Source organism: uncultured Phascolarctobacterium sp. (assembly GCF_958349595.1).
Taxonomy (GTDB): domain Bacteria; phylum Bacillota; class Negativicutes; order Acidaminococcales; family Acidaminococcaceae; genus Phascolarctobacterium.
This window is the reverse complement of the sequence record NZ_CATWDQ010000004.1, coordinates 105,605-131,061: the sequence shown is the minus strand read 5'-3', so window position 1 is coordinate 131,061 and position 25,457 is coordinate 105,605. Positions and strand designations below refer to the sequence as shown.

Here is a 25,457-nt window from a genome sequence, read left to right as displayed (position 1 = left end):
GAGGAGAGATAAAGTGGAAGACGAAATCACCATTGATCTGCGCGAACTGGCGCATATAGTGCAGAAAAACGCAAGGTTCATCGCTAAAGTCACCGGCGGCTGTATAGTTGCCGCCGGGCTGTATTTACTTATAGCTTCACCGGTCTATGAATCCGATTCGCTGCTGCGTATCAAGCAGCCCAAGGGCATAGGTTCGTCGCTTTTGGAAAGCATGCCTATGGGTAATACTATGGCAAGCAAGCAGCTGATGAGCACCTATGCGGAAATCTTAAAAAGCCGCAGCGTCATCGTGCCGGTCATTGAGCAGACGGAAGAACCAGACAGTGACGGTAAATATCCAAAATACGAAGACTATATTAAAAACAGGATCACGACCAACCCATTTAAGGATACTGAGATCTTAAAAGTCACGGTTAACGCCGATACGCCGGAAAGTGCCCAAAAAGCCAACGACCTGATCGTTAACGGCTTTTTGCAGCGTTTGACCGGCCTGGTACGCGAAGAACAAAAAATGACCCGCACCTTTATCGAAGAGCGGGTCGTAGCCTCTAAAGCCGAGCTGGAAGCAGCCGAAAGCAGGCTGACCGAATATAAAAAAGCCAGCAAGATCCTGTCACCGACGGACGAAATGAAGCTGGCAGCGGATAAAATGGGTATCGTCGATAAGCTGCGGGCAGAAAACAAGGTGGCATTGGCCACAGCGCAGGCGCGGCTTTCAGCAACAGATCAGCAGCTGGGCGGCGAAGCCAAAGCGACGGCAGATAACGCCGTTATCAAGCAGTATAATGCCAAATTAGCCGAGCTGGAGACCCAGAGGATAGATTTCCTGGACAAATATACAGCCAAACATCCTAAAGTCATCGAAACAGAAGACGCTATCGCCAATTTAAAAAACAAGCTGCAGCAGGAAATCGCCAAAGTGGCCGCACTGCAGGCGCCGTCGGATAACCCTGTGCACCAGCAGCTGCTGACCAGTAAATTCGGCAGCGAAGCGGCGATCAGCGTAGCCGAAAGTAACCTTGCCGAGCTGGAACGTCTGGATAAAAGAAATCAGGAAGACGTGGAACAGCTGTCAGACAAAGAACAAAAATATCTGAGCCTGATGCGCGACGTCAGCGTAGCCGATGAGATCTACATTATGCTGGCCAAACGCCTGGAAGAAGCCAAGGTAGCCGAAGTTGCAGTATCAACAGAAGTTCAGGTAGTGGATACGGCAACACTGCCGGAAGACCCGATAAAACCGAAAAAAGTATTGACTTTGTTGCTGGCAGCTTTTTTGGGAATCTTCGGCGGCAGCGGTTTTGTTATTGCCAAAGAACTGCTGAACAGGACCATTAAGACGACAGACGACGTAGCAAACTATTTGGATCTGCCTGTTCTGGGTTCGGTGCCGGACTATGAGTCATTGAATAGGAGTCTTAAGAAAGAACAGCAGCAGGAAAGCCTTGCTGATAAAGTGCGGAGGTATTTATGGAAACGATAACACTGATTGCCGACCGTGATGCCAAATCGCCGGTAGCAGAAGCCTATAGAACGATCAGGACCAATATCCAGTTTTCCAACATCGGCCAGGAGCTGAAAACGATCATTGTTACCAGCGCCACGCCAAACGAAGGCAAAAGTACGACGATCAGCAACCTGGCGGCAGTAATGGCCCAGGCCGGGCATAAAGTACTTTTGATGGACTGTGATATGCGCAACCCGGCTCAGCATAAAATATTTAAAATGACTAATAAAGGTCTGAGTAACTGTATCTCAGCGAACGAAGCCGTGCAGACGCTCATTCAAAAGACCGGCATAGAGAATTTGGAGCTTTTAGCCAGCGGGCCGGTAGCGCCCAATCCTTCCGAGCTTTTGGGCAGCCACAGGATGGAACAGATCTTAGAGCAGCTGAAACCTGACTATGACTATATCCTTATTGATACGCCGCCGATCATGCCAGTCACTGATGCGGCAGTATTATCCGGTAAGGTGGACGGACTGGTCATGATCATCAGCTCCGGCGATGTGACGCCTGCAGTAGCTAAAGAAGCTAAACAAAGACTGCTGCAGGCAGGTACGCATATTCTGGGAGTCATCCTTAATAAGGTAGAGATGGCCCATACACATGGCTATGGGTACTACTATTACTATGGTTCCGAGAGTACATCCGGGGGGGACGTTCGTCGCCAGAAGTAAGGTGGAAGCTGCGCAGGTATTGAACAGATAATACAAAATAATTGCATAGGGGTGGAATATGCAGTAATGGTTAAAGCTGGTGAATTAGGAAAGACTGTTTTTGACTTTACATTAACATTTGTAGGAACGATATGTATAAGCCCGCTTTTAGCCTATATAGCCTACAGAATAAAAAAAGAAAATCCAGGACCTGTGATCTTTGCATATGACTGTGTGGGTAAAAATGGCAAGATTTTTAAATGTTATAAATTCAGAAGCATGGTAATAAATGCTCAAGAACGTCTTGTACAGTATCTTAGGGAAAATGAAGAAGCAAGGGAAGAATGGGAAAAATATTATAAATTAAAAAATGATCCTAGGATTACTAAAATCGGTGAAAAATTAAGGAAAAGCAGTTTAGATGAATTGCCACAGTTATTTAATGTTTTAAAAGGTGAAATGAGCCTGGTTGGACCCAGGCAAATTGTTGCAGACGAAATAAAGAAATTTGGAAAAGATATAGAATACTACTATTCGGTAAAACCTGGTATTACCGGTTATTGGCAGATAAGTGGCAGAAGCGATGTTGATTATCAGACAAGAGTGGATATGGTTACATGGTATGTAAAAAATAGAACTTTATGGATGGATATAAAAATATTATTTAAAACGATAGCAATAGTATTTAGTAAAAAAGGTGCATATTGAGATGAAAGTATTTTTATTAGCTGCCGGTTATGGCACACGATTAAAACCACTTACTGATACAGTTCCAAAATGTATGGTACCAATTTGCGGAAAGCCTTTATTAGCCTGGTGGATGGAATTATTTGAAAAGCACAATATTACTGAAGTATTAGTAAATACACACTATCTGCCTTGTGCCGTACGAGAATTCATAAAAATATATAATGCTAAAAATACAGGCGTCAGATTGATTGAAGCATACGAAAAAGAACTATTGGGAAGCGGCGGTACGATATTGGCAAATAAAAGTTTTGTTGAAGGCGAAAGCGATTTTTTGGTTTGTTATGCTGATAACCTGACTAATGCAAATCTAACCGAGCTGATTGCTTTTCATAGACGTAATCAAAGTACTTTGACTATGGGATTGTTTTATACAAATAAACCCAAAGAATGTGGCATTGCGGCCATCGATTCGCAGAGTTTGATTTATGAGTTTATAGAAAAACCGGAATCACCAAAAAGTAATTTAGCCAATGCAGGTATCTATGTAACAGGTCAGGAGATATTTAAATACTTACCCAATCAGAAGTTCATAGATTTTGGCAAAGATGTGTTGCCGAAATTAATAAATAAAATGTACGGCTATGAAATAAAAGACTATTTGTTGGATATAGGTAATCTGGATAATTATGAAAAAGCTCAGAAGGAGTGGCAGCTGTGATAATCACTAAGACACCTTTACGCATCAGTTTTACTGGCGGTGGGACTGATTTGCCTGCTTACTATGAACAGGGATATGGAGCGGTAGTAAGTGCGGCTATCAATAAATATGTTTATATTACGATGAATAAAAGATTCGATGATACGATTCGTATAAGTTATTCTAAAACAGAAATAGTAGATTCTTTAAAAGAGATTCAGCATGATATTGCAAAAGCCTGTATGCAGATGGCGGGAGTAGAAAAAGGGGTAGAAATTACGTCCATTTCCGATATTCCTGCAGGAACAGGGCTGGGATCAAGCAGCAGTTTTACAGTAGGATTATTGAACGCACTTTATTCCTATTGTGGTGAGCGTTTATCAGCACATGAGCTGGCTGATAAAGCCTGCCAGATTGAAATTGATATTTTAGGGCATCCTATCGGCAAGCAGGATCAATTTGCGGCGGCTTATGGTGGCGTAAATTATTTTGCGTTTGAACGCAATGGAATTGTAAATAGAGAAAAAATTGATATAACAGAAGAAGATAAAAGATTAATGGACAACAAGTTAATGATGTTTTATACAGGAATCAAACGCAGTGCTGATGGTATTTTGGCAGAACAAAGTGCGGAAATCAGTAAAAAAATGGATGTTTTGAATTATATGCGTGAACAGGCAAATGACATGAAACATCTGTTGATGGAAAGTGGCTTTGATAACCGATTTGCAGAGATGCTGGATGCTGGCTGGCAGAAAAAGAAGTCTATAACAAGCAGTATTTCTAATGATGCGATTGATAACTATTACAATAAAGCCTTGGAGGCTGGAGCCAGCGGCGGTAAGCTGTTGGGCGCCGGTGGTGGCGGTTTTATTCTGCTGTATTGTGACGAGCAATACCAGAATGCGGTACGTGAAGCAGTAGGATTGATAGAACTGAATTTCAGGATTGCTCGTTATGGTAGCAGGGTAGTTTATTTTGTTTAATAAAGTAGTGTTTTTGGATAGGGATGGAGTTATAAATAAAAAAGCTGCTGAACATGATTATATAAAAAATTGGCAGGAGTTTCAGTTTTTGCCTGATGTGGCAAAGGCTATTAAATTATTAAATCAGAGTGGGTTTATAGTAATTATCGTGTCTAACCAGCGCGGTATAGCCAGAGGAATGATGACGGAGATAGATTTGCAAAACATTCATCAGAAAATGTGCCATGAATTAAAACAAAAGTCTGCCATCATAACAGATATCTTTGTTTGTCCGCATAATAATAACGAATGTAAATGCAGGAAACCGCAAACGGGATTATTTTTACAGGCGGAAATAAAATATCCGGTAAATAGAAACCAGTCGTTTATGGTTGGGGATAGTGAAACGGATATTGAAGCTGGTAAAGCTTACGGCGTCAAGACGATTGCCATTAGTGAACAGGGACTAGGTGCTGATCACAAGTGTAGCAGTTTACTGGAAGCTGCAGAATATATAACAGGAGTGACAAAATAATGAAGGTTTTGATTACAGGCGGCGCAGGTTATATAGGAAGCCATTGTAACAGGTATTTTTTTGAGCAGGGTGTAGAAACTGTAGTTCTGGACGATTTGAGCGATGGACATGCCGAAGCAGTTATAGTTGGGAAATTTGTACAAGGTGATTTTGGTGACAAAGAATTTATACAGAAATTTTTGGCAGCAGAAAAATTTGACGCCATAGTCCACTTTGCCGCATTCGCTTCTGTACCCGACTCCGTAACGCGTCCGCAAAGATATTATGATAACAATGTTACTAAAATGTTGACTTTACTGGATGCAGCAGTAGCAGCGGGGATAAAGTATTTTGTTTTTTCTTCTTCAGCAGCAACCTTCGGGGAACCTCAATATATACCTATTGATGAAGCTCATCCTCAAAATCCCATCAACCCTTATGGTATGACAAAACTGATCGGTGAAAAAATACTGGCTGACTATGAAAAAGCTTATGGCCTGCACTCCTGTTCTTTCAGATATTTTAATGCAGCAGGATGTTCCCACGATGGTTTATTGGGAGAAAACCATGATCCTGAAAGCCATCTGATACCCTTGGTGATTCGTGCTGCCTTGAATAAAAATAAGACATTAAAGGTATTCGGCAATGATTATGAGACCAAAGACGGCAGTTGTGTGCGTGACTTTGTACATGTAGAAGATCTTGCCGCTGCCCATTATCTTGGTTTGCAGTATATTATGCAAAATAATGTGTCAGAACAGTTTAACCTGGGCAGCAGTGATGGATTTACAGTGTTGGAAATTATAGAAGCGTTTGAAAAAATGAGCGGCATCAAAGTACCTTATGAAATAGCTGAACGCAGAGCTGGCGATCCGGCGGTGTTAGTAGCTTCTAATACAAAAGCCAAAGAACTGTTAGGTTGGAAGCTTGTAAATAGCTCTTTGGAAAATATATTAGAAACAGCACTAGCTTGGGAAAAGGATAAGAAATATTGAAAGCAGGGAAATAATGACTGATTACAGAGAAGAAATAAAAAAGTATTTTGATAAAGAAATAGGTGTTATACAGCATCTTGATATTGAAGCAATAAATAAAGCGATGAACGCTATTACAAAAGCATGGCAGCGTGGTGCAACTGTATATACGATGGGAAACGGCGGCAGTGCGGCAACGGCCAGCCATTTTGTGTGTGATTTTAATAAAGGGATATCAAGCGAAGTCTGTAAAAAGTTTAATGTTATTTGTTTAAGTGATAATACACCTATCGTAACGGCCATTGCTAATGATATAGGGTATGATGATATTTTTTTGCTTCAGCTAAAAGGAAGTCTGAAAAAAGATGATTTGATCATAGCTATTTCGGGAAGCGGAAATTCTAAAAATATAATTAAAGCTGTTGAATATGCTAAAGAAATTGGTGCTGAAGTTATTGGCCTTACAGGTTACAGTGGCGGAAAATTAAAAGAACTAGCTGATTATGTTATGCATGTACCTGTAGACGACATGCAGATAACAGAAGATATCCATATGAGCTTTGATCATATGATGATGAGGATATTTTGTGAAAAGATAAGATAGTTATTACAGATTATAAAATAAAGGAGTAGAAATTTTGAAGAAGGCATTGATTACGGGTATTACCGGTCAAGATGGTTCATACTTGGCAGAGTTTTTGTTAGAAAAAGGATATGAGGTGCATGGTGTAACTCGCAGAGCATCTATTTCAAATACCTCACGTATAGATCATTTGATTTTAGCAAATGAGATTCGGTTACATGATGGCGATTTGTCAGATTCTTCATCGCTTATTCGTGTCATTAGCCTTATCCAACCTGACGAAATTTACAATTTGGCTGCTCAGTCCCATGTACAAGTATCCTTTGATGTTCCTGAATATTCGGGAGATGTAGATGCCATTGGTGTATTGCGTATTCTAGAAGCGGTTAGGATTCTTGGACTTATTGAAAAAACGAAAATTTATCAGGCTTCCACAAGCGAATTGTACGGTAAAGTTGAAGAAATACCTCAAAATGAAAATACCCCTTTTCATCCCTACAGTCCTTATGCCGTTGCTAAACAGTATGGTTTTTGGATCACCAAAGAATATCGTGAGGCATACGGTATGTTTGCTTGTAACGGTATTTTATTTAACCACGAATCTGAACGTCGCGGCGAAAACTTTGTAACTCGTAAAATAACTTTGGCGGCGGGCCGGATCGCAGAAGGTATCCAAGATCATTTGGAATTAGGTAATTTAGACTCCCTGCGTGATTGGGGTTATGCAAAAGATTATGTTGAATGTATGTGGTTGATGTTGCAGCATGATACGCCAGAAGACTTTGTTATTGCTACCGGTGAGCAACATACGGTACGCGATTTTACAGAAAAAGTGTTTAGGGTGAACGGTATAGAAATACGCTGGGAAGGAGAAGGTGTGAATGAAAGAGGATATGATGCAAGAACCGGTAAAATGATAGTTTGCGTCAATCCACAGTGGTTCAGGCCTACAGATGTAGATAATTTATTAGGTGATCCAACTAAAGCCAAAACTGTTTTAGGCTGGAATCCTCAAAAAACCAGCTATGAGCAACTTATCCGTATTATGGCGGAACATGACAGAAAACTGGCGCAAAAAGAAGCTGCCGCATTGACTTGTAAATAGTCGGAGTATTAGAAAGTTGGTATTTTATGAAAATAGCAGTTGTTTCTGAATTTTTTTATCCGCACAGTGGTGGGCAGGAACAAAGACTTTTAGAAATACTTGAATATGTTGCCAAACAAGGTCATAAGGTGGATGTTTACACAATTAAATATGATGAAGCTTTAAGTGACCAGGAAAATTATAACGAAATAAATATTTTGAGAGTTATTAAGAATAAAAATTACATCGGTGGTGGTGGCTTAAAATCCCGCAGCCTGAAAACTATTATTCAGTACTCACTGAAGGTTGCTTCAAGACTTGGTGCAAATAGTTATGATAGGGTTATATTTTCGCAATTTCCGATTTTTCATACGTGGCTAACATATTTTACAAAATCGAAAAAAATACTGGACTTTGTGGAATATAGACATGGAAGATTTTGGGAATTGTTGTTTAGTTTAGAAATGAAATGTGCGGATCAAGTTGTTTGCATAAGCGATGTTGTTAAAGAGAAGGCCCTGAAGATATGTGACGGTAAGAAGTTATTAGTTATTCCAAGCTCAATTGAACTAAAAAAATTCTATAGTGGAGAACCGAAACATTTTATTTTTATTGGCCGCATGGAGCAGCATAAACATCCTGAAATGGCTATTGAAACTGTATTGCAATACAATGCAGAGCATAATCAAGAGTATATTTTGCACTTGATTGGTGATGGCAGTATGTTGGAATTCTTACGCAAAAAATACAATTATAAAAATATAATATTTCATGGTTTTGTGACTGAAGAAAAAAAGATAAGCTTATTGGCCGATAGTATTGCTTTAATATTCCCTTCGGAAAGGGAAGGATTGCCGGTGAGCGTGATAGAAGCTATGGCTGCCGATGTTCCTACACTTACTACAAGATATTCTAATAATGGGACATATTATTTTGTGAACGATAAGGGTGTAGGTGTTGTTGCAGAACCTGATATCATTTCACTGACAGAAGCGTTACATGAGCTGCTAGAAAATAGGATACAATATGTAGACCTGTGTAAACTGCATAAAAAGAATTTCAGCGCTGAAAGTGCCGCAAGAAAGTTTATAGAGATATAGTGGTGATTTTAATGGATAAATTTGTATTGATTACAGGAGCTTTTGGCTTTTTAGGTTATCATACTGCGCTTCGATTTAAAAGAGAGGGCTATCAGGTTATTGGTTTTGGTCTGGGGGAAATTACGTCAAGGCAAAAACACACTTTTTATAAATGTTATTTCGATTATCTTGATTTTGCTGCTTTATTAAGCATAAAAGAAAAGCTGTCTGTTGTAGTACACTGTGCTGGTTCAAGCAGTGTATCAATGGTAGAAAAGAATGTTAGAGAGTTATTTGAGAGTACGGTTTGCTGTACTAATGATTTGTTGGAATATGTTAGATTATATCAGCCAGAGGCAAAAGTAGTGTACTTTTCCAGTGCTGCTGTTTATGGTGATACTGGCAATAAATTGGCGGAAGAGACTGGAGAATTAAAGCCGCTGTCATTTTATGGCGAACATAAAAAAATTGCAGAAGAGTTGTGCCATTATTATAGAAACAGATTTGCTTTGGCTATAAATATTATCAGACCTTTTTCTATTTGTGGTCCCGGTTTGCAAAAACAGTTAATGTGGGATGCATGTAATAAATTTAAAAATGGAATTACTGAATTTTGGGGAACCGGTCAGGAGGAAAGAGACTGGATATCGCCGTCTGATGTCGTTGATTTAGTTTATAAAATAACTATGCAGCGTAACGCAACGCAATATGTCTTTAATGCCTGTAACGGTAAGGCAGTGAAAAATTGTGACTTTCTTAAAGAAGCAGCAGATTACTATGGAATCAATGTACCGGTAACATTCAATGGAAATAAAAATCTGTTTGACCCGGAACATCTTGTAGGTAGTGAAAATAATGCAAAGCAGCAGCTTGATTGGCAGGCTAAACAGCAATGGATTGATATTGTACATAGTTATATAGATTGGTTTAAGAATAATTAAAGTGGTTTCCTCGTGAAGGGATTATGAGTGTATGCAAAATTTTGATTGGTTAAAACATAATGGGCAACAAATAGCGACATTGAGAGGGATAGCAGTTTTACTGGTGTTTTTCAGTCATTTGAATTTAAATTTATCAAAAGAGCTCCTTTTTATTTCGGGAAGAATAGGAGTTGTATTATTTTTCCTTATTTCAGGAATTTTAGCATATTCATCACGATACAAGAAAAGTTTAAAACAATATATATTTAATAGATTTTGCAGAATGTACCCGGTTTATTGGTTACTTTTAATATTGGCATGTATAACTTTTGAAAAACAGTTTTCTATAATGCAGATTTTGACTAACTTTACGCTATTTCAGGAATTCCTTGGGTATAAATCAATCCTTGGAGCTAGCTGGATGATGCCAATACAAATTATATTCTTCATATTCATGGCAATTTACGGTGTAAAAGAATTGTTTTCGGAGGCAAATTTTAAAAAATTATATTTATTAAATATAGAATTTACTATTGTCATTACCAGCGTGCTGACGGTCTTATGCGGTACTCTTAGATATTTTACAAGTAAACCATGGCCCACAGCTATTTTCTTATTGATAAATGTCTCGTTTTTAGGAATACTTTATTATAAAAAAGTTCAACGAGATATGCCGGTTAGAATATATACTATGCTTCTTTTGTTTGAAATAAGTTTACTACTGGGCGGTTATCTTTCTTATGGGAAAGGATTGGTACATGGAGACTGGATATCTTATTTTATTGCCTATAATCTGGGATTTTTTATTTTTATGTCCATTATATTCTTGAAGATGAATTTCAAATTATTTATAAAATTGGGAGAGGTAGGTTTTACCTTCTTTCTTGGTGCAGAAATACCTTATTCCTTGATTAAAAAAGTTTGTGATTTGGAAAGTGGCGGTTTTGCCAGTTTTCAAGATGTCATAATAAAGTTTATTGCTGCAATTGTGTTTAGTATATTGGTAACGAAATTAGTAGAAATTCCGATTTTAAAATGGAGTAAAAATATAGAAAAGGCAATTAGGTGAATTTATATTTCATGGGGAGGGGAGTAAGTTTTGAGTAGGTACGAATCAGATGTATTGAATATAATGCAATGTATTGCTGTATTAACTGTAGTTGCCAGTCATTCTATTTTAACGCCGCCTCCAAGTCTATTTTGGCAATATGTACTTAAGTTCATTGGTTCTTTTTTTATGGCAATTTTTATGTTGCTTAGTGGTTATTTGTTTTTTCATAGTCGATATAGCAATTTCTTAGACCATATCAAAAAAAAAGCGAGTAGGTTGTTAGTACCATATATCATTATTAGCAGTCTGTTTTTTCTTCCGCGAGTATTACTGAATAATTTTAACAGTGTAAAAATTCAATTCTCATGTTCTGCTTTTCTAAATAATCTAATTTATCCTTGGGACAATGTTATTACTCAATTTTGGTTTCTTCCAACATTATTTTTACTGTTTTTGATTGCACCCATATTGAAATACAGTAACAATAGTATAGTTGATGCCTGTTGGTTAATTGTCGGTGTTCTAGCACATTGCTATTCTTTGTTTTCTGATATAAAAATATTTAATATTACAGGCGTTTTATTTTATATGGTGTATTTTATTTTAGGCTATATGATAGCAAAATATAAGGCTGTATTACAAAGGTTTGTTTACTATGATTATCAAACCCTAATAATTATAGCTGTACTGAATACAGCTTATTTAATTTTGGTATCTAATGAAGCTATTAATTTTTTACTATCGTTAGTAAATTCTTATTTTGTGATGTTAATAGCTATTTTTTACGTAAACAAAGAGTATAAGTTTTTAGATTTTTGTAATGGTTACTATTATCATATCTATTTGCTTTCGTGGCTGCCGCTTAAAATAGTTGTTATTTTAGGTTATAAGATACTACATATAAACAGTGAATTTTTATATTTGATTGAATTTATAGCAGGGGTGTTTGTTCCGTTAAAATTAAAGGCCGTGACGAATCTACTATTAAGAAAATAAACATTATTAAGTGATAGGGGTCAGTTTATATGCAAAGAATGAGAATGTCACAAAAAATTCCAATAGAGGTATTTTCATTTTTTATCAAACCCTTTTTCCACGAAAAAAGAAACGATCAGCCAATTAACTGGAAAGAGGTAAAAAATATCTTAATACTGGACACGATTGATTTATTAGGTGACATGGTAATGTTATTGGGTTTTCTCAGGATACTAAGACTGAATGCGCCTTCTGCCAGCATTATAGTATGCGCAAGACCTTTTACGTATGGAGTGTTAAAAAATCTAGACTTGATCGATGACTTTGTTGGACTTTCCCTGGAAGCTTCCTGGGCAAAGAAAAAAGAAGTGCTTGGTATTTTGAATAAACATTTTTATGATTTGGCGATCAATCCTCGCGGAGATTTTAGGGATATCCTTTATATGTATTTTGTTAATGCAAAAAGAAAGATATCCCATACTAGAACTGGTGGAGACTTCCTTTTGACTGACCCTTTACCGGCAGATTATAGTGATCAGTATTCCCATGCTATTGAAGACAGGATCTATATACTGGATCAGCTTGGTTGCAAATATGATGATATTGATAAGTATCCAATATTAAAATTGGATTTTAAAGGTCAGGATTATGTCAAAGAGTATTTTGCATCATACTCTTTAAATGGAAAAATAATACTGGGTGTGCATCCCGGCGCCAGTGGCAAGGTTAGAGAGTGGATATATTATGGTGAATTGTTGAAGAAAATTCAGGAAGAATACGAGAATATATTTTTTGTGATATTTTCCGGTCCCGGGGATAAGGTGTGTGTAGATAATGCCATACGTTATTTGCAGGGAGAATACATAATTGTAAATGAAAGTATTGAAAATTATATCCAGTTAGTTGGATTTTGTGATTGTTTTATTTCAAATGACAGCGGAGCGGCTCATATAGCCGCAGCTTATGGTATGCCAACAATTGATATTTTTACTAACAATTTGATTTGCTGGTGGAGACCTTACAATTATAATGGCCAAACTAGGTGTATTGGCAAAGATCTCCCCTGTAAGCCTTGTTGCAGAAGTGATAAATGCAAGAAAAAAACATTGGAATGTAATAAATCCATATCAGTAGAAGAAGTGTTTGCAGAATTTGCAGATATGTTTAATAAAATAAGAGGGAAAAAATAGCGATGTTTGAAACTTTTGATTTTTTTAATGGATATCTGAAGATTACCGCCTTAGTTGGAGTCCTGGATGTAATTTTGATTCTGCATTTTTTGCTTTCTTATTATTTTCGTTGTTATAAAAAAGGATATCTGATTGATTTATGGCATGGTAGCCTATTAGTTGTTTATTTTTTGACAGTATTGGTTTTTTATCCCTTTATGGGAGCTGATCGTTTGTTAGATTTAAGGTTTTTTTATAATTGGTCATATTCTATGCCGTTTATTGATTGGGCTTGGTACATTAATATCTTGGGTTTTATGGCTGTTTTTTTGGGTGGATTTTGTTTTTTCATACTCAAAAGGAAAAATACATTTAATAATATTATACTTTGGCCAGTTAAGAAGTGTGAATATGCAATCAATAGAATATTGCAGCATGAGAATCAGTTTCTATTGATGTATCAAATCAATAATTTTATTTGTGCATATTTGCTGTTTTATGGAATAACGACTAGCGGTTTATTTGTAAATCTGAGAGTTTTTTTTATGACAGCAGGGATTTATTCTGCTTTGAGCAATGCTTTTATTGTAGTTGGGCAGCCAATCTTTTTATTCTTTTCACTTATTGCGCTATATGTTTCTAAATCCAGGTTAAAAATAATTCTCCAAATAATCTTTTCCGTAATTATTTTAAATATTTACGGCGCTCGGTCAACATTGATATATCCTTTTGTTTCCTTTTTGTTTGGCTATATTATTATTAACAAAAACAAGACTATTTTCAAAAAAATATTGATTTCATTTCTTGTACTGACCGTAGTTTTTTTTGCTGTAGAACAATATCGTACAGATAGTAATACCAGCTATATGTTAAGTTATTCTTTAACTGACCGCGTTTTATTTGGTAATAATATTGCTGATATACGTGACTTTGGCGTTATCCTTGAATGTTGGGATGGGAAATATATGCTGGGCCGCAATATCGTTGCTGGTATTATTTCGTTCATACCCAAAGAATATTCTGAATTTAGACATACTTGGAATACTTCAAGCTATACAAATAGACTGGTAGGTCTTTCTGATTCGCATCCTGGTATGCGAGGGGGCCTGTTTTGCGAGCCATTTTTGTCTTTCGGGTATCTTGGTGTCATTAGCACAGGTTTGCTTTATGGCTATATTTTAGCTGCTTTGGATCATTTTTCTAAGCAGTGCTGTTTTCCATCTCAAAAACATTTTTTGATATTTATTATGTCTTTGCTTTTTATAAAGGATATATTTGCTTATATCTTATTTCAGAGTTCCTTGCTATGGTTAGCTTATTTAAGGATATTGTTTTTGTTACTTTGCGTAATTCTTTTTTCGGTTAAATTAAGGTTGAACAGGTGATGTATGGAAGTTGAGAATAAAGAGCAAAAATTTCTGAGGGATACAGCAGTCATAGGGATTGGCAATATCCTTTCCAAAGGCATTGTATTTTTGCTCATTCCTATCCATACCGCAATGCTGACTCCTGCGGAATATGGCGCCAGTGAGCTGATCTATAATCTGGTAAATTTATGTTTGTTGATTTTTTCTTGTTCTATAGCTGATGCTGGGGTGCGCTTTGCTTTAGACGCAAGTTTCAGTAAAGAGGCAGTTTTTAGTATAACAATATTTTTGCCAGCCATCAGCAGTTTGTTTTTAGTAATGGCAGCTTATGCTGCAGAGAGCTTTTTTGAAATAGCGTATCTTGATTATATTTTGCTGCTGTACATGTTATTTGCGTTAAGGGAATCTATAACCCAGTTTTTTAGAGGCATTGGTCAATTAAAAACTTTTTCGTGGTTAAATATTCTGTTCGCTGTTTCTTTATTGATTTGTAATGTTATATTTTTGCTGTGTTTGGATTTAAAAGTAAGAGGATATGTTTATTCTTTTGTCACTGCAAGTATTTGCGTAATAGCAATAGGGTTTTATAAGTTGATCAAAAGGTACGGGCTGCGATTTCCCGATGAAAAACTTATGGTTCAGATGCTGCAATATGGCATTCCGTTATCTTTTAATTCTATATCAGCATGGATCACAAGTATTTCAGGACGCTATTTTTTAGCTTATTTTTGCAGTGTTGCTGCCAGCGGAATTTATTCAGCTGCTTATAAATTTATGATGATCATAGTAGTTTTAGTTGATGTATTTCAGAAGTCATGGCAAATAAGCGCTGTACAATCTTATACGGATTTGGATAGGAACACTTTTTTCTCTGCTGTTTATAAAAAGTTTGTGCTGATGGCTGCTTTTTTTAGTTTTGTTTTATTGTTGATTTTGGTACCATTAGCTTCCTTTGCTTTGTCTAAGACATTTAGTGAAGCTATACAGTATATTCCGTTTATGGTGGTTTTAGGTTTTCTGGTAACTTTACCATCTTTTTGGGGTGTGATTTATCTGGTAGTTAAGGATACACGGGGCGTTTTTTTGTCAACAGTTATTGGTGCGGCGGTAAGTTTGGTTATGTTTATTGTTTTGATTCCTGCTTATGAAATTGGCGGCTGTATTATGGCAAGTTGTTTGGGATATCTTTCTATAATAGCTTATCGGATTATAGACTGTAGAAAATATTTAAAGGTTGATAATTTAGCTTGCGAAACAATAATCTTGCTGGGTTTATTAGTAGTTGTTGCTTGTCTTATAAATTATAATATTTATTTCGCGGCCTTGCTTGATGTGATTATTATTATAATGTTCGTCAAAAATTACAGGTATGTATTTATGTCAAAATGAATGGAGACGGATGACATGTCATGTGTTGAAAGTGAAAATTGCTATGGCTGTGCAGCTTGCAGTTTGATTTGCCCAGTGGATGCTATACAGATGGTTGAAAATGCTGAGAAATTTTTTGTCGTACAAATAGATAAATCAAAATGTATAAATTGTGGTAAATGTTTACAGGTTTGTCCGCAGAAATTAAATCATAAAAATAAAGTTCTGACGAGCTATGCCGGTTATTCAACTGATGAATCAATTTTAAAGCAAAGTTCTTCCGGTGGCATGTTTGGAAGTTTTGCAAAATATCTTTTCAATAATAGTGCTAATGTCCAAGTATTTGCTGTAAAGAATGATTTGGGTAAAGTGGCATACGATGTATGTACGGATTATAGAGATTTAGAACGATTTTATAAATCTAAGTATTGTCAGGCCTTTCTAAATAAGTCTTTTTATGAAAGTCTTATTTCAGCAATTTCAAACGAAGCTGTTTGCTTGATTATAGGTACGCCTTGTATATTAAGTGGTATCAAGAACACACTTTTAGCGCAAAAGGCCGAACTGACAAGCTGCATTTTTGTTGATTTGGTTTGTCATGGAGTCATGTCACAGTCTGTCTACCATACGCATCTTGAAGAATGTAAAAAAAGATGGGATGGGGCTGTTGCAGAACATTATTTCCGTTACAAAAGGTCTGTAACAAAAGATAGCCCTGAAGGTTCCCACTGGAACTTATATAAAGTAAATGACGAGATTATTATCAAAAAATCGGATGATGATTATTATATGCAAACATATTTTGCTGATTTGGCAATGCGTGAAACTTGTTATTGCTGTCAATTTACAGGAACAAATAGAATTGGTGATATTACCATAGGTGATTTTAATAACGCACATTTATTATGCCCGCAGTTTGATGGCTTAAGGTCTGTTTCATTAGTATTGGCAAATACAGATAAAGGACAGAGCTTTATTGATAAGTGTAATGGTAATACTGTAAATTTGCAGCCGGTGGATATAAAACTTTTGCAAAAATTTAACGGACCACTTACAGCTCCTATTAAAAGACCCTTTCAAAGAAGCCTTTTTTATACACTCTATAACAGTTTGGGATTGTCAAGAACGGTATCTTTGCTTAATTACAAATATTATATACGAAAAATCATAGTTGTTTTTGGAGGCAAAAAACTTTTGCTTAAGATAAAAGCTTTGTTAGGCAGAAGCTATATAGATATTGAATAAAGGGGGCTTTTTATGAAAATAGGTATCTTAACTTATTCCAAGGCCAATAATTTTGGGGCAATGATGCAGGCCATGGCATTGAAACATACACTTGAAGAACGGTACAAGGCCGATGTGTCTTTTGTGAATTACTATTCTGTTTTACAGGAGAATAATGATGGGCTGAAATTGAAAAATTGTAATGTGACACAGTTTGCAAAACAAATTATCAGAATGCCATTCCGAAAGCATATAAGAACTAGAATTCAAAAATTTTCAGATTTTAGAGACTGGTATTTTGTTTTTACAAGTAAAAAAATGAATGAATATACAAGTCAAGAGGAACTAGTAGAAGAATTTGATAAATTTGATGTGGTTATTGTAGGCAGCGATCAGGTCTGGAATGTAGCAAATGACGGATTTACCACGGTTTATTATTTGCCGTTTAAGCTAAAAGCACTCAAAATAACATATGCTGCGAGTATTGGTGTTTCGCAAGTTGAAAATCTAAAAGAATATTCTGCCTGTATGGATGATTTTTGCTTATTGAGTACAAGAGAAGAAAACGCAAAAAAAATTTTAGAAGAATGTACTCATAAAACGGTAGATGTAGTTTTAGATCCAACGTTACTTGTAGATTCGGCATTCTATGACACGCTTTTAAAAGACTATAAATGCGAGTATTTTGCTGCTAAAGAAATGTATATGTTGGCTGTTTTTTATGGCCGCAAAAATTTGTCTAAATTTAGGAAGAGTGCAGAAAAACTTGCTCAAAAATTTTCTTTGCCCTTAAAAATTATAAATGTTAATTTTGGGGTGGCAGCATATGCTCCAAACTTGATCAATGATGCAGGGCCACTTGATTTTTTGAGTTTAATAAAAAATGCAGAATGTGTCTGTACTAACTCTTTTCATAACATGGCATTTGCTTTAATTTACAACAGGCCGTTTTATGTATTTGAAGATAATGCATTGGATGTTAGAAAAGTAGGAATTTTAAAAATATTGAAATTACAGGATAGGATTATCTATGGGGATGATATTTCTTCGATAAAAAAATTGGATTGCGATTTCGAAGAAAGTAAACTCATATTGGATAAACTTAAGTTACAATCGTTTGTATTTTTAGATAAGGTCGAAAGGTTTGGTCGGTATATATGAGTGATTTGAACATTATTAAGCAACGTTTCACAGAACATATTATTTTGTCGCAGCATGTTGCGGCTAGCGGCATTTTAGAGCAGGTGGCAGCCAGTGCGGCTATTATCAAAAAAGCATTGAAAAATGGCAATAAGGTTTTATTCTGCGGTAATGGCGGCAGCGCGGCAGACAGCCAGCATCTGGCTGCTGAATTTGTAGGGCGTTTTCAAAAGGAGCGCGACGGTCTGGCGGCTATAGCCCTGACTGTAGACACTTCTGTTTTGACGGCAGTTGCTAACGATTATGGCTATGATACTGTTTTTGCCCGTCAGGTGCAGGCCTTGGGAAATACTGGTGATGTATTGGTGGGGTTATCGACTTCCGGCAACAGTAAAAATGTACTGGCGGCGATCGAGGCTGCTCAGGCTAAAGGAATGCAGTGCATTGGCCTGACAGCTCAGGGGGGCGGCAAAATGGCGGAAGTCTGCGATATTTGCATGGCTGTTCCCTGTCCTGTTACAGCTCGCGCGCAGGAAATACATATTCTTATCGGGCATATTCTATGTGAATTAGTGGATGGTGAATAAGGTGACAAATTTGTCATGTACGGCTTTTTTGGCTGAACATATCCAAAATTTAAAAATCGCTGTGATCGGCGACGTGATGCTGGACCGCTATTTTTATGGCGAGGTCAAACGTATTTCGCCGGAGGCGCCCGTGCCTGTCAATAAGGTCAAACGGATCACCTCCGTGCTGGGGGGGGCGGCCAATGTGGCGGCTAATCTGGCGCATCTGGAATGTAAGGTGTTTATGGGCGGCGTTACCGGCGCTGATAATAACAGAGCAGTGCTGGAAACGATGCTGGCGGAAAAAGGTATCGATTACAGCGGCCTGATCAGGTCGCCGCAGCGTGAAACGATCACTAAGATGCGCATTTTGGGAGCGCAGCAGCAGATGCTGCGTCTGGATTTTGAAGAAACCGGCGACTTGTTTCCGGAAGAAACAGAGGCATTATCGCTGTGGCTGCAAAAATTATTGTCAGCTGGTCTGGATGGTATCATTGTTTCTGACTATGCCAAAGGCGTCTGCTCGGATAGCTTTGTGCAATGGGTGATCGCAACTGCGCACCAATATCAGGTGCCGGTGCTGATTGATCCGAAAGGTGCGGACTGGGCCAAATATACAGGTTGTGATTTTATTACTCCCAATTTGAAGGAGATGTGCGAAGCTGCAGGCGAGGTCGTTGCCAATGAGGATACAGAGGTGCTGCGGCTGGCCAGGGCTGCGCAGGCAAAATACCAGATTAAAAATGTTGTAGTCACCCGCAGTGAACGGGGCATGACCTTGGCGGGGCTGGATGGTTTAGTTATCAATGACCCGGCTACGGCGCAGGAGGTATTTGATGTTTCCGGTGCTGGCGATACGGTCGCGGCGACGCTTTTAGCTGGTGCTGCCGGGACGCTGGCGCTGCAGGACGCAGTGTTTATGGCTAACCGTGCCGCAGGGATAGTTGTAGCGAAAGTTGGTACATATCCTGTGCATCGTGACGAGCTGTTGAAGGATCTGCTGGCCGAAGAACGTAAGCAGGGTCGTGGCTACAGGACTTTGAGCTGGGCTGAGATCGAATCTTTAGCTAAAACCTGGAAGTCCTGCGGAGAAAAGATCGTTTTTACTAACGGCTGCTTTGATATTCTGCATGTCGGCCATGTCAGTTATTTGGAAAAAGCCGCTAAGCTTGGCAAGCATCTGGTCGTTGGCCTGAATTCTGATGCTTCGGTACGCAAGCTGAAAGGAGCGGCCAGGCCGCTTGTGCATGAGCTGGACCGGGCACGGGTATTAGCGTCGCTGGCCTGCGTTGACGCGGTAGTCTTGTTTGAACAGGAGACGCCGACAGAATTGATAGAAAAAATACGCCCTGATGTTTTAGTCAAGGGCAGCGATTATAAACCTGAGGAAGTTGCCGGTAGGGAGTATGCCGGTGAAGTCAGGATCATTGATTTTGAAGAAGGTTATTCGACGACGGGCGTTGTTGAACAGATCGCTCAATTGGTGAAGGAGGGGATTTTATGAATATTATTCTTCTTTCCGGTGGCAGCGGTAAGCGTTTATGGCCGCTTTCTAATGATATTCGCTCTAAACAGTTTATTAAACTGTTTAAGGATGATAATGGTAATTACGAATCAATGATTCAACGTGTATATAAACAAATTATTACAGTTAATCCTGCGGCTAGTGTTACGATTGCAACTAGCAAAAGTCAGGTTAGTGTAATAAAAAGTCAATTAGGTGAGAAGATTAATATTTGTGTGGAACCTTTTAGGAGAGATACTTTTCCGGCAATTTTATTAGCAGCAGCATATCTTCATTATGAACTCTGTATAGACGCAGAAGAAAGTGTTGTGGTTTGCCCAGTAGATCCTTATGTTGATAATGATTACTACAAGTGTGTTGGAGAATTAGAAAAATTAGTCAAAGCTGGGATAGCAAAGCTTACCTTAATGGGTATAAAGCCTACTTATCCCAGTGACAAATACGGCTATATAATACCTGATTGTGCCCAAAAAATAAGTTCGGTGCAGTCTTTTAAAGAAAAACCTGATGTTGAAACTGCTAAAAAATATTTAGCAGGACATGCTTTGTGGAATGCTGGTGTTTTTGCGTTTAAATTAGGATATTTACTGGATAAAGCCCATGATATTGTTGATTTTACTGATTATCGTGATTTATATGCTAAATATGATGATTTGCCCAAAATCAGTTTTGATTATGCTGTAGTTGAAAAGGAACCAAGTATTCAGGTAATCCGCTATGAAGGCGAATGGAAAGATGTTGGTACATGGAATATGATGAGTGAGGTCATGGCTGATGTTGCTAAAGGCAAGGTGATTATGGATGATACTTGCGTTAATATTAATATAGTCAACGAGCTTAATCTTCCTATTATCTGTATGGGACTGAAGGACATGGTCGTAGCAGCCAGTGGAGATGGCATATTGATATCTGACAAAGAAGCAAGCGGGCGGATGAAGCCATATGTAGAAAAACTGGATAATGAGGCAATGTTTGCTGAAAAAAGCTGGGGAACATATAGTGTTATAGATGTTCAGAATGATGCAATGACGATCAAAGTGATTTTGAATAATGGTCAGCATATGAGCTATCATAGTCATGAAAATAGAAATGAAGTTTGGATCGTTGTTTCAGGTAAAGGAAAAGCTGTTGTCGATGATATGGAACAAATTTTGAGACCGGGAGATGTGCTGACCATTGCTAAAGGTTGTAAACATACTGTAATCGCTGAAAGTAAGTTGGAACTGGTTGAAGTACAAATGGGAAAAATAAGCGTGGATGACAAGGAAAAATTTACGCTGAATGGATATTTTTAGGTAAAAGTATGGAAATCATGAAACTTGTTCCGGTCGGTAAAGAACGTCTTTGGGGAGGCAGCAGGCTCAAAAAAGAATTTGGCAAAAATTTTGACATAGATTGTTTAGGTGAGAGCTGGGAGTGCAGTGTACATCCTGATGGAGAGTGTCTGATAGCCAACGGTTTTTTTAAAGGACAGACGCTCTCCAGAGTATTAAAAATAAAACCAGAATATATAGGAACCAAGTCTAGTGGTTGTTTTCCTATTTTGGCTAAATATATTGACGCTAAACAGTCACTTTCAGTGCAGGTACATCCAGATGATGAGTATGCAAAGATCAATGAACATGATAATGGTAAAACAGAGATGTGGTATGTATTGGATGCAGATAAGGATGCGTTTCTTGTATATGGTTTTGTTCATCCCGTTAATGAAGATATCTTACATAAGGCGGTTTTAGATAAAACGCTGAATAAACATCTGCAAAAAATACCAGTTAAAAAAGGCGATGTTTACTATATCCCTGCGGGAACAGTTCATGGTATCGGAGCGGGAATATTGCTTGCAGAAATTCAAGAAAGCAGTAATGTGACATATAGGGTATATGATTATGATCGTCAAGACAAACAAGGTAACAAACGTGAATTACACTTTGAAGAAGCGATCAAAGTGATGAATATGGAAGTGTCAAAAGACGTGAGTCAGGGAGTTAGATTGGTAAATTATTATCCTGGGTGCAGTCGGCAGATCATTTGTCGGTGTAAGTATTTTGATGTGGAAAAGGTTGAGGCCAGCAGAGGTTTTGACTTTTCAGTTTTAGAAACATCATTTCAGTTACTGATGTGTTTTGAAGGCTGTGGTGAAGTTTGGATAGATAACGATTTTGGAGAACATTGGATAAATGATAATTATGCAGACATAATGTCATTGTCGGATAATGGTAAGGAGAATACTTTCCGCATAAATTTTAGTAAGGGTGATACCTTATTTATTCCAGCAGCTGCTGGACGTTGTCATTTACGTGGAAAGTGTCAGCTGTTAAAAGTTCGGTGTTAGTAATTTTAGGAGGCATACATAGGATGAAAAAATTTTTAATGGCAAGCATTATTGCCGGTGTTATGGCAGCATTTAGCAGTGTGGCAATGGCATCGCCGCTGGTGACGACTAATGTGCCGCTGGACAGCAGATATTATGGTTATATCAATAAGCTGGAAGGAATGGGTTATATCAAGGATATGCCGACGGGGACAAAACCATACAGCCGTCTGGACATGGCAAAATGGATAATGGAAGCGCAGCAGGTTGCTGCAGATAAACCAATGCCCGGTTATTTAAAAACTTATTACGAAGAAATGCGCGCCGAACTGGCAGAAGAAATTGCTTATCTACAGGGTGATAGCAAAGGCTATGGCAGCAATATCAAGCTGCGTGCAGTTGAAGCCCGGCTGGCTTATGCCGATATGCAGCAGAATTCCTATCGCTACCGTAAGGGCGTCAATGCTTCCTGGCAGCCGCTGAACCGCAATAACAATGGTTACAGGTATGGCGATGGTATCAATATTATCGGCACAGCAGAGATCTCCGGCAGTTTGAATAAAGATTTAGCTTTGAATTTGACACCGCGTTTCAGCTACGACAAAGACCAGCATGGCGATGCCAGTATTGAAGCTGGCTACGTAAAAACACATCTGGGCGTGTGGGGGATAGAGCTGGGCAAGCAGGCTGTACAGTGGGGGGGTACACCGTTCGCCATGAGTAATAATGCCACGCCGCAGACGGTGCTAAAACTGAATCTGCTGGAGCCGCATACCTTTGATAACGGGTTTTTGAAGTTTTTGGGTAAGGCCAATGTCAATGTGTTCTACAGCCGTTTAGAAGGTAACCGGGTAGACAAAGCTCATGCGGCTGGTATGTCAAACTGGCAGCGTGAGAAAGATCATGCAGGTCTGTTGGGCGTGCGTGTGGATATAGTGCCGACAGAGAACCTGACGCTGGGTTTGGAACGTGTGTCCATGTTCAAATCACTGAACAAAGACTGGATACTTGGTACTAATGCCTATGATGACGACCAATGGAACGATATTGGCGGTGTAGATTTGCGTTACCGGTTCCCGGGCGTACAGATCTATGGCTCTTTATATGGTGAGGATCAGGCAGGCGGTTTTCCCAGTGAACATGCCCACAGTGTCGGTTTGTACTTCCCGCAGTTGTTTGGCGGTGACGGCAGCTGGGACATGCGGCTGGAACTGAGCGATACCAATAACTGGTGGTATGGACATTGGTATCTGGTCAACGGCTGGACCTATAAAGATGATATCCTGGGTGATGCTATGGGTAAAAATACCAGAAAATATTATGGCAGTATCAACCATTATCTGGCAAACGGCGACCGGATCGGCTTGGAATATACCGGTATGGATATGGACCGTGACGTTGCCAGTAACCCGCGTGTACATGAAGTGCAGCTGACTTATGCGAAAAAGCTGAATAAGTTGTTATATTTGGATGGCGTACTTGGCTATGCCAAAATCAAGAATGCCGATTATACCAGCGGACGCAGTGACAGCAGTAAGCTGGTAGCAGTAGGATTGCGCTGGGAATATTGAAAGTAAAAGGCATGGATAAAGGAACGAATCTACAATGTATATCAAACGTCATTTAGAGACGACAATTGAAAAGTTAAGCGGCTGCTGCAAGGTGCTGCTGGTTACGGGACCACGGCAGGTGGGGAAGACTACTTTACTGCGCAAACTGGCCGAAGGCAACCGGACTTATGTGACTATGGACGACATCAATGTGCGCAGTCTGGCGATGACGGAGCCGGGGCTGTTTTTACAGCGTTATAAGCCGCCGCTTTTGATCGACGAGATCCAGCTGGCGCCGAAGCTGCTGCCGTATATCAAAATGTATGTGGATGAACACGGTAATAATGGCGATTTTTGGCTGACAGGTTCTCATGCTTTTGATTTGATGGAGAATGTTACAGAAAGTCTGGCTGGCAGGATCGGTATCGTACAGCTGTTAGGGTTCAGCCATGCAGAACTGGCTGGACTGGAAGCGGGCGCTTTTGTGCCGGAAGAAAAGTTTTTGCTGCAGCGGGCGCAGGAAACAGAGAGATTGCCGATGAGGGACTTGTTCGAGCAGATCTGGCGCGGCAGTATGCCGGCGCTGAACAATGCTTCTGAGCAGGACTGGAACAACTATTATTCTTCTTATGTACAGACTTTTTTGCAGCGTGACGTCAGGGCGCTGACCCAGGTCAACGATGAGCTGCAGTTTTACCGCTTTTTATGTGCGGCAGCCAGTTATACAGGCAGCATGGTCAATTATGCGGCGCTGGCTAAAGAAGCTGAGATCACTGCGCCGACAGCGAAGCAGTGGCTGAAAGTATTGGTGGCGGCGGGGCTGGTCTATTTACTGGAGCCGTTTATGCACCCAAATTTAAAATATGCGGTCAAAGCACCGAAGGTATATTTTACGGATACGGGATTAGCGGCTTATCTGCTGCGCTGGAGCAATGCCGAGATACTGGAAGCAGGCGCCATGTCAGCCAGTTTTTTAGAGACCTGGGCGGTAATGGAGATATATAAGAGCTTCAGTAACTGCGGACAGGTACCGCCGCTGGGGTACTATCGTGACTTTAACAGTCGTGAGGTAGAACTGGTGTTGAACATAGATGGTAAGGTGCATCCTCTGGCGATCCGCAAAAGTTCTAATCCGGCGAAAGAGACGAAAAAGTTTGACATGCTGCAGCCGGTAACAGAAGGGGAACGTGCTTTGCAGTTGGGAGAGGGTGGAGTGATCTGCTTTGCGACTGATCTTTTGCCAATAGATGCTAAGAACTGGTATATACCGGCTGGAATGTTATAAGAGAGAAAGTAATTGGGTAAGGATAGGGATTCGGAGCTATTCTTGCCCAATTTTTTTATTTGAAAACGTATTTTGTTTATAAATTTTATTGTTAAGTTTTTATAACAGTAAGGCAGAGGGGGATTTCAGCTAAGCGCTGGAAGCTTGGCTTACTTTTAGCAATTACCTGTGCATAGGGGTATTTTAATGCAAAGATTATAAAAATATAATAAACTCGCTTTTTATGTTATAATTTAAATATAATATTGTTTTGTTTAATAAAT

24 protein-coding genes are annotated in these 25,457 nt (G+C 38.8%); all 24 read left to right on the top strand.

Features of this window, described 5'->3' with window-relative positions; all coding sequences use genetic code 11:
• Nucleotides 1-13: 13 nt before the first annotated feature.
• The 24 genes from Q4G98_RS05265 (at nt 14) to Q4G98_RS05150 (ending at nt 25,194) form a co-directional block, all read left to right on the top strand.
• Nucleotides 14-1,483 (top strand): GumC family protein, encoded by a 1,470-nt coding sequence (locus tag Q4G98_RS05265; RefSeq protein WP_177560819.1) that lies wholly within the window; start codon nt 14-16, stop codon nt 1,481-1,483.
• Entirely contained in the window at nt 1,471-2,178 is a 708-nt protein-coding gene (locus Q4G98_RS05260; protein WP_301961879.1) for a CpsD/CapB family tyrosine-protein kinase, read from the top strand. The genes Q4G98_RS05265 and Q4G98_RS05260 overlap by 13 nt, the downstream gene beginning before the upstream one ends.
• Nucleotides 2,179-2,244: 66 nt before the next feature.
• The gene (locus Q4G98_RS05255; protein WP_177560821.1) at nt 2,245-2,865 is read left to right on the top strand and encodes a sugar transferase; all 621 of its coding nucleotides are present in this window, start codon (nt 2,245-2,247) and stop codon (nt 2,863-2,865) included.
• Nucleotide 2,866: 1 nt separating this feature from the next.
• The gene (locus Q4G98_RS05250; RefSeq protein WP_177560822.1) at nt 2,867-3,565 is read left to right on the top strand and encodes a nucleotidyltransferase family protein; all 699 of its coding nucleotides are present in this window, start codon (nt 2,867-2,869) and stop codon (nt 3,563-3,565) included.
• On the top strand, nt 3,562-4,530 hold the full coding sequence (locus tag Q4G98_RS05245) for a hypothetical protein (protein WP_301961878.1): 969 nt from the start codon (nt 3,562-3,564) through the stop codon (nt 4,528-4,530). Before Q4G98_RS05250 ends, Q4G98_RS05245 begins: the two co-directional genes overlap by 4 nt.
• Nucleotides 4,523-5,044 carry an HAD family hydrolase gene (locus Q4G98_RS05240; protein ID WP_301961877.1) on the top strand — a complete coding sequence of 174 codons (522 nt, stop codon included), beginning with the start codon at nt 4,523-4,525 and terminating at the stop codon, nt 5,042-5,044. The genes Q4G98_RS05245 and Q4G98_RS05240 overlap by 8 nt, the downstream gene beginning before the upstream one ends.
• Nucleotides 5,044-6,018, top strand: coding sequence for a UDP-glucose 4-epimerase GalE (gene galE, locus Q4G98_RS05235; protein WP_177560824.1), 975 nt, complete (start codon nt 5,044-5,046; stop codon nt 6,016-6,018). The genes Q4G98_RS05240 and galE overlap by 1 nt, the downstream gene beginning before the upstream one ends.
• 13 nt (nt 6,019-6,031) lie before the next feature.
• Nucleotides 6,032-6,601: an SIS domain-containing protein gene (locus Q4G98_RS05230; RefSeq protein ID WP_177560825.1), complete on the top strand. Its 570-nt coding sequence runs from the start codon at nt 6,032-6,034 to the stop codon at nt 6,599-6,601.
• A gap of 34 nt (nt 6,602-6,635) precedes the next feature.
• A complete protein-coding gene (gmd, locus tag Q4G98_RS05225; RefSeq protein WP_177560826.1) occupies nt 6,636-7,685 on the top strand; it encodes a GDP-mannose 4,6-dehydratase in 1,050 nt (349 codons plus the stop codon).
• 26 nt (nt 7,686-7,711) lie between these two features.
• The gene (locus Q4G98_RS05220; RefSeq protein WP_177560827.1) at nt 7,712-8,764 is read left to right on the top strand and encodes a glycosyltransferase family 4 protein; all 1,053 of its coding nucleotides are present in this window, start codon (nt 7,712-7,714) and stop codon (nt 8,762-8,764) included.
• An 11-nt stretch (nt 8,765-8,775) separates the two neighbouring features.
• Nucleotides 8,776-9,684 carry an NAD(P)-dependent oxidoreductase gene (locus tag Q4G98_RS05215; protein ID WP_293663206.1) on the top strand — a complete coding sequence of 303 codons (909 nt, stop codon included), beginning with the start codon at nt 8,776-8,778 and terminating at the stop codon, nt 9,682-9,684.
• A 31-nt stretch (nt 9,685-9,715) separates the two neighbouring features.
• Nucleotides 9,716-10,732, top strand: a complete 1,017-nt coding sequence (locus Q4G98_RS05210) for an acyltransferase (protein ID WP_177560829.1) — start codon at nt 9,716-9,718, stop codon at nt 10,730-10,732.
• Between the two features lie 30 nt (nt 10,733-10,762).
• Nucleotides 10,763-11,710, top strand: a complete 948-nt coding sequence (locus Q4G98_RS05205) for an acyltransferase family protein (protein WP_301961876.1) — start codon at nt 10,763-10,765, stop codon at nt 11,708-11,710.
• 29 nt (nt 11,711-11,739) lie between these two features.
• Entirely contained in the window at nt 11,740-12,879 is a 1,140-nt protein-coding gene (locus tag Q4G98_RS05200) for a glycosyltransferase family 9 protein (RefSeq protein WP_177560831.1), read from the top strand.
• Between the two features lie 2 nt (nt 12,880-12,881).
• Nucleotides 12,882-14,243: an O-antigen polymerase gene (locus tag Q4G98_RS05195; protein WP_301961875.1), complete on the top strand. Its 1,362-nt coding sequence runs from the start codon at nt 12,882-12,884 to the stop codon at nt 14,241-14,243.
• Nucleotides 14,244-14,246: 3 nt separating this feature from the next.
• Entirely contained in the window at nt 14,247-15,614 is a 1,368-nt protein-coding gene (locus Q4G98_RS05190) for a lipopolysaccharide biosynthesis protein (RefSeq protein WP_177560833.1), read from the top strand.
• Between the two features lie 15 nt (nt 15,615-15,629).
• Complete coding sequence (locus Q4G98_RS05185) at nt 15,630-16,838, top strand: Coenzyme F420 hydrogenase/dehydrogenase, beta subunit C-terminal domain (RefSeq protein ID WP_177560834.1); 1,209 nt, start codon at nt 15,630-15,632, stop codon at nt 16,836-16,838.
• A gap of 12 nt (nt 16,839-16,850) precedes the next feature.
• Nucleotides 16,851-17,978 (top strand): polysaccharide pyruvyl transferase family protein, encoded by a 1,128-nt coding sequence (locus tag Q4G98_RS05180; protein WP_177560835.1) that lies wholly within the window; start codon nt 16,851-16,853, stop codon nt 17,976-17,978.
• Entirely contained in the window at nt 17,975-18,544 is a 570-nt protein-coding gene (gene gmhA / locus Q4G98_RS05175) for a D-sedoheptulose 7-phosphate isomerase (protein WP_177560836.1), read from the top strand. The genes Q4G98_RS05180 and gmhA overlap by 4 nt, the downstream gene beginning before the upstream one ends.
• Nucleotides 18,534-20,027: a D-glycero-beta-D-manno-heptose-7-phosphate kinase gene (rfaE1, locus tag Q4G98_RS05170; RefSeq protein WP_367949976.1), complete on the top strand. Its 1,494-nt coding sequence runs from the start codon at nt 18,534-18,536 to the stop codon at nt 20,025-20,027. Before gmhA ends, rfaE1 begins: the two co-directional genes overlap by 11 nt.
• A complete protein-coding gene (locus tag Q4G98_RS05165; RefSeq protein WP_298562644.1) occupies nt 20,024-21,343 on the top strand; it encodes a sugar phosphate nucleotidyltransferase in 1,320 nt (439 codons plus the stop codon). Before rfaE1 ends, Q4G98_RS05165 begins: the two co-directional genes overlap by 4 nt.
• 8 nt (nt 21,344-21,351) lie before the next feature.
• Nucleotides 21,352-22,380, top strand: a complete 1,029-nt coding sequence (locus Q4G98_RS05160) for a type I phosphomannose isomerase catalytic subunit (RefSeq protein WP_298562646.1) — start codon at nt 21,352-21,354, stop codon at nt 22,378-22,380.
• A 23-nt stretch (nt 22,381-22,403) separates the two neighbouring features.
• A complete protein-coding gene (locus Q4G98_RS05155) occupies nt 22,404-23,930 on the top strand; it encodes a capsule assembly Wzi family protein (RefSeq protein WP_298562648.1) in 1,527 nt (508 codons plus the stop codon).
• Between the two features lie 34 nt (nt 23,931-23,964).
• The gene (locus Q4G98_RS05150) at nt 23,965-25,194 is read left to right on the top strand and encodes an ATP-binding protein (RefSeq protein WP_301961873.1); all 1,230 of its coding nucleotides are present in this window, start codon (nt 23,965-23,967) and stop codon (nt 25,192-25,194) included.
• Nucleotides 25,195-25,457 lie beyond the last annotated feature (263 nt).

What these genes read in the sequence shown, in the direction of transcription:
- Q4G98_RS05260 (WP_301961879.1), top strand. Translation starts at nt 1,471, where the DNA reads ATGGAAACGATAACACTGATTGCCGACCGTGATGCCAAATCGCCGGTA.
- Q4G98_RS05255 (WP_177560821.1), top strand. Translation starts at nt 2,245, where the DNA reads ATGGTTAAAGCTGGTGAATTAGGAAAGACTGTTTTTGACTTTACATTA.
- Q4G98_RS05250 (WP_177560822.1), top strand. Translation starts at nt 2,867, where the DNA reads ATGAAAGTATTTTTATTAGCTGCCGGTTATGGCACACGATTAAAACCA.
- galE (WP_177560824.1), top strand. Translation starts at nt 5,044, where the DNA reads ATGAAGGTTTTGATTACAGGCGGCGCAGGTTATATAGGAAGCCATTGT.
- Q4G98_RS05230 (WP_177560825.1), top strand. Translation starts at nt 6,032, where the DNA reads ATGACTGATTACAGAGAAGAAATAAAAAAGTATTTTGATAAAGAAATA.
- Q4G98_RS05220 (WP_177560827.1), top strand. Translation starts at nt 7,712, where the DNA reads ATGAAAATAGCAGTTGTTTCTGAATTTTTTTATCCGCACAGTGGTGGG.
- Q4G98_RS05215 (WP_293663206.1), top strand. Translation starts at nt 8,776, where the DNA reads ATGGATAAATTTGTATTGATTACAGGAGCTTTTGGCTTTTTAGGTTAT.
- Q4G98_RS05210 (WP_177560829.1), top strand. Translation starts at nt 9,716, where the DNA reads ATGCAAAATTTTGATTGGTTAAAACATAATGGGCAACAAATAGCGACA.
- Q4G98_RS05200 (WP_177560831.1), top strand. Translation starts at nt 11,740, where the DNA reads ATGCAAAGAATGAGAATGTCACAAAAAATTCCAATAGAGGTATTTTCA.
- Q4G98_RS05195 (WP_301961875.1), top strand. Translation starts at nt 12,882, where the DNA reads ATGTTTGAAACTTTTGATTTTTTTAATGGATATCTGAAGATTACCGCC.
- Q4G98_RS05190 (WP_177560833.1), top strand. Translation starts at nt 14,247, where the DNA reads ATGGAAGTTGAGAATAAAGAGCAAAAATTTCTGAGGGATACAGCAGTC.
- Q4G98_RS05185 (WP_177560834.1), top strand. Translation starts at nt 15,630, where the DNA reads ATGTCATGTGTTGAAAGTGAAAATTGCTATGGCTGTGCAGCTTGCAGT.
- Q4G98_RS05180 (WP_177560835.1), top strand. Translation starts at nt 16,851, where the DNA reads ATGAAAATAGGTATCTTAACTTATTCCAAGGCCAATAATTTTGGGGCA.
- gmhA (WP_177560836.1), top strand. Translation starts at nt 17,975, where the DNA reads ATGAGTGATTTGAACATTATTAAGCAACGTTTCACAGAACATATTATT.
- rfaE1 (WP_367949976.1), top strand. Translation starts at nt 18,534, where the DNA reads ATGGTGAATAAGGTGACAAATTTGTCATGTACGGCTTTTTTGGCTGAA.
- Q4G98_RS05165 (WP_298562644.1), top strand. Translation starts at nt 20,024, where the DNA reads ATGAATATTATTCTTCTTTCCGGTGGCAGCGGTAAGCGTTTATGGCCG.
- Q4G98_RS05160 (WP_298562646.1), top strand. Translation starts at nt 21,352, where the DNA reads ATGGAAATCATGAAACTTGTTCCGGTCGGTAAAGAACGTCTTTGGGGA.
- Q4G98_RS05155 (WP_298562648.1), top strand. Translation starts at nt 22,404, where the DNA reads ATGAAAAAATTTTTAATGGCAAGCATTATTGCCGGTGTTATGGCAGCA.
- Q4G98_RS05150 (WP_301961873.1), top strand. Translation starts at nt 23,965, where the DNA reads ATGTATATCAAACGTCATTTAGAGACGACAATTGAAAAGTTAAGCGGC.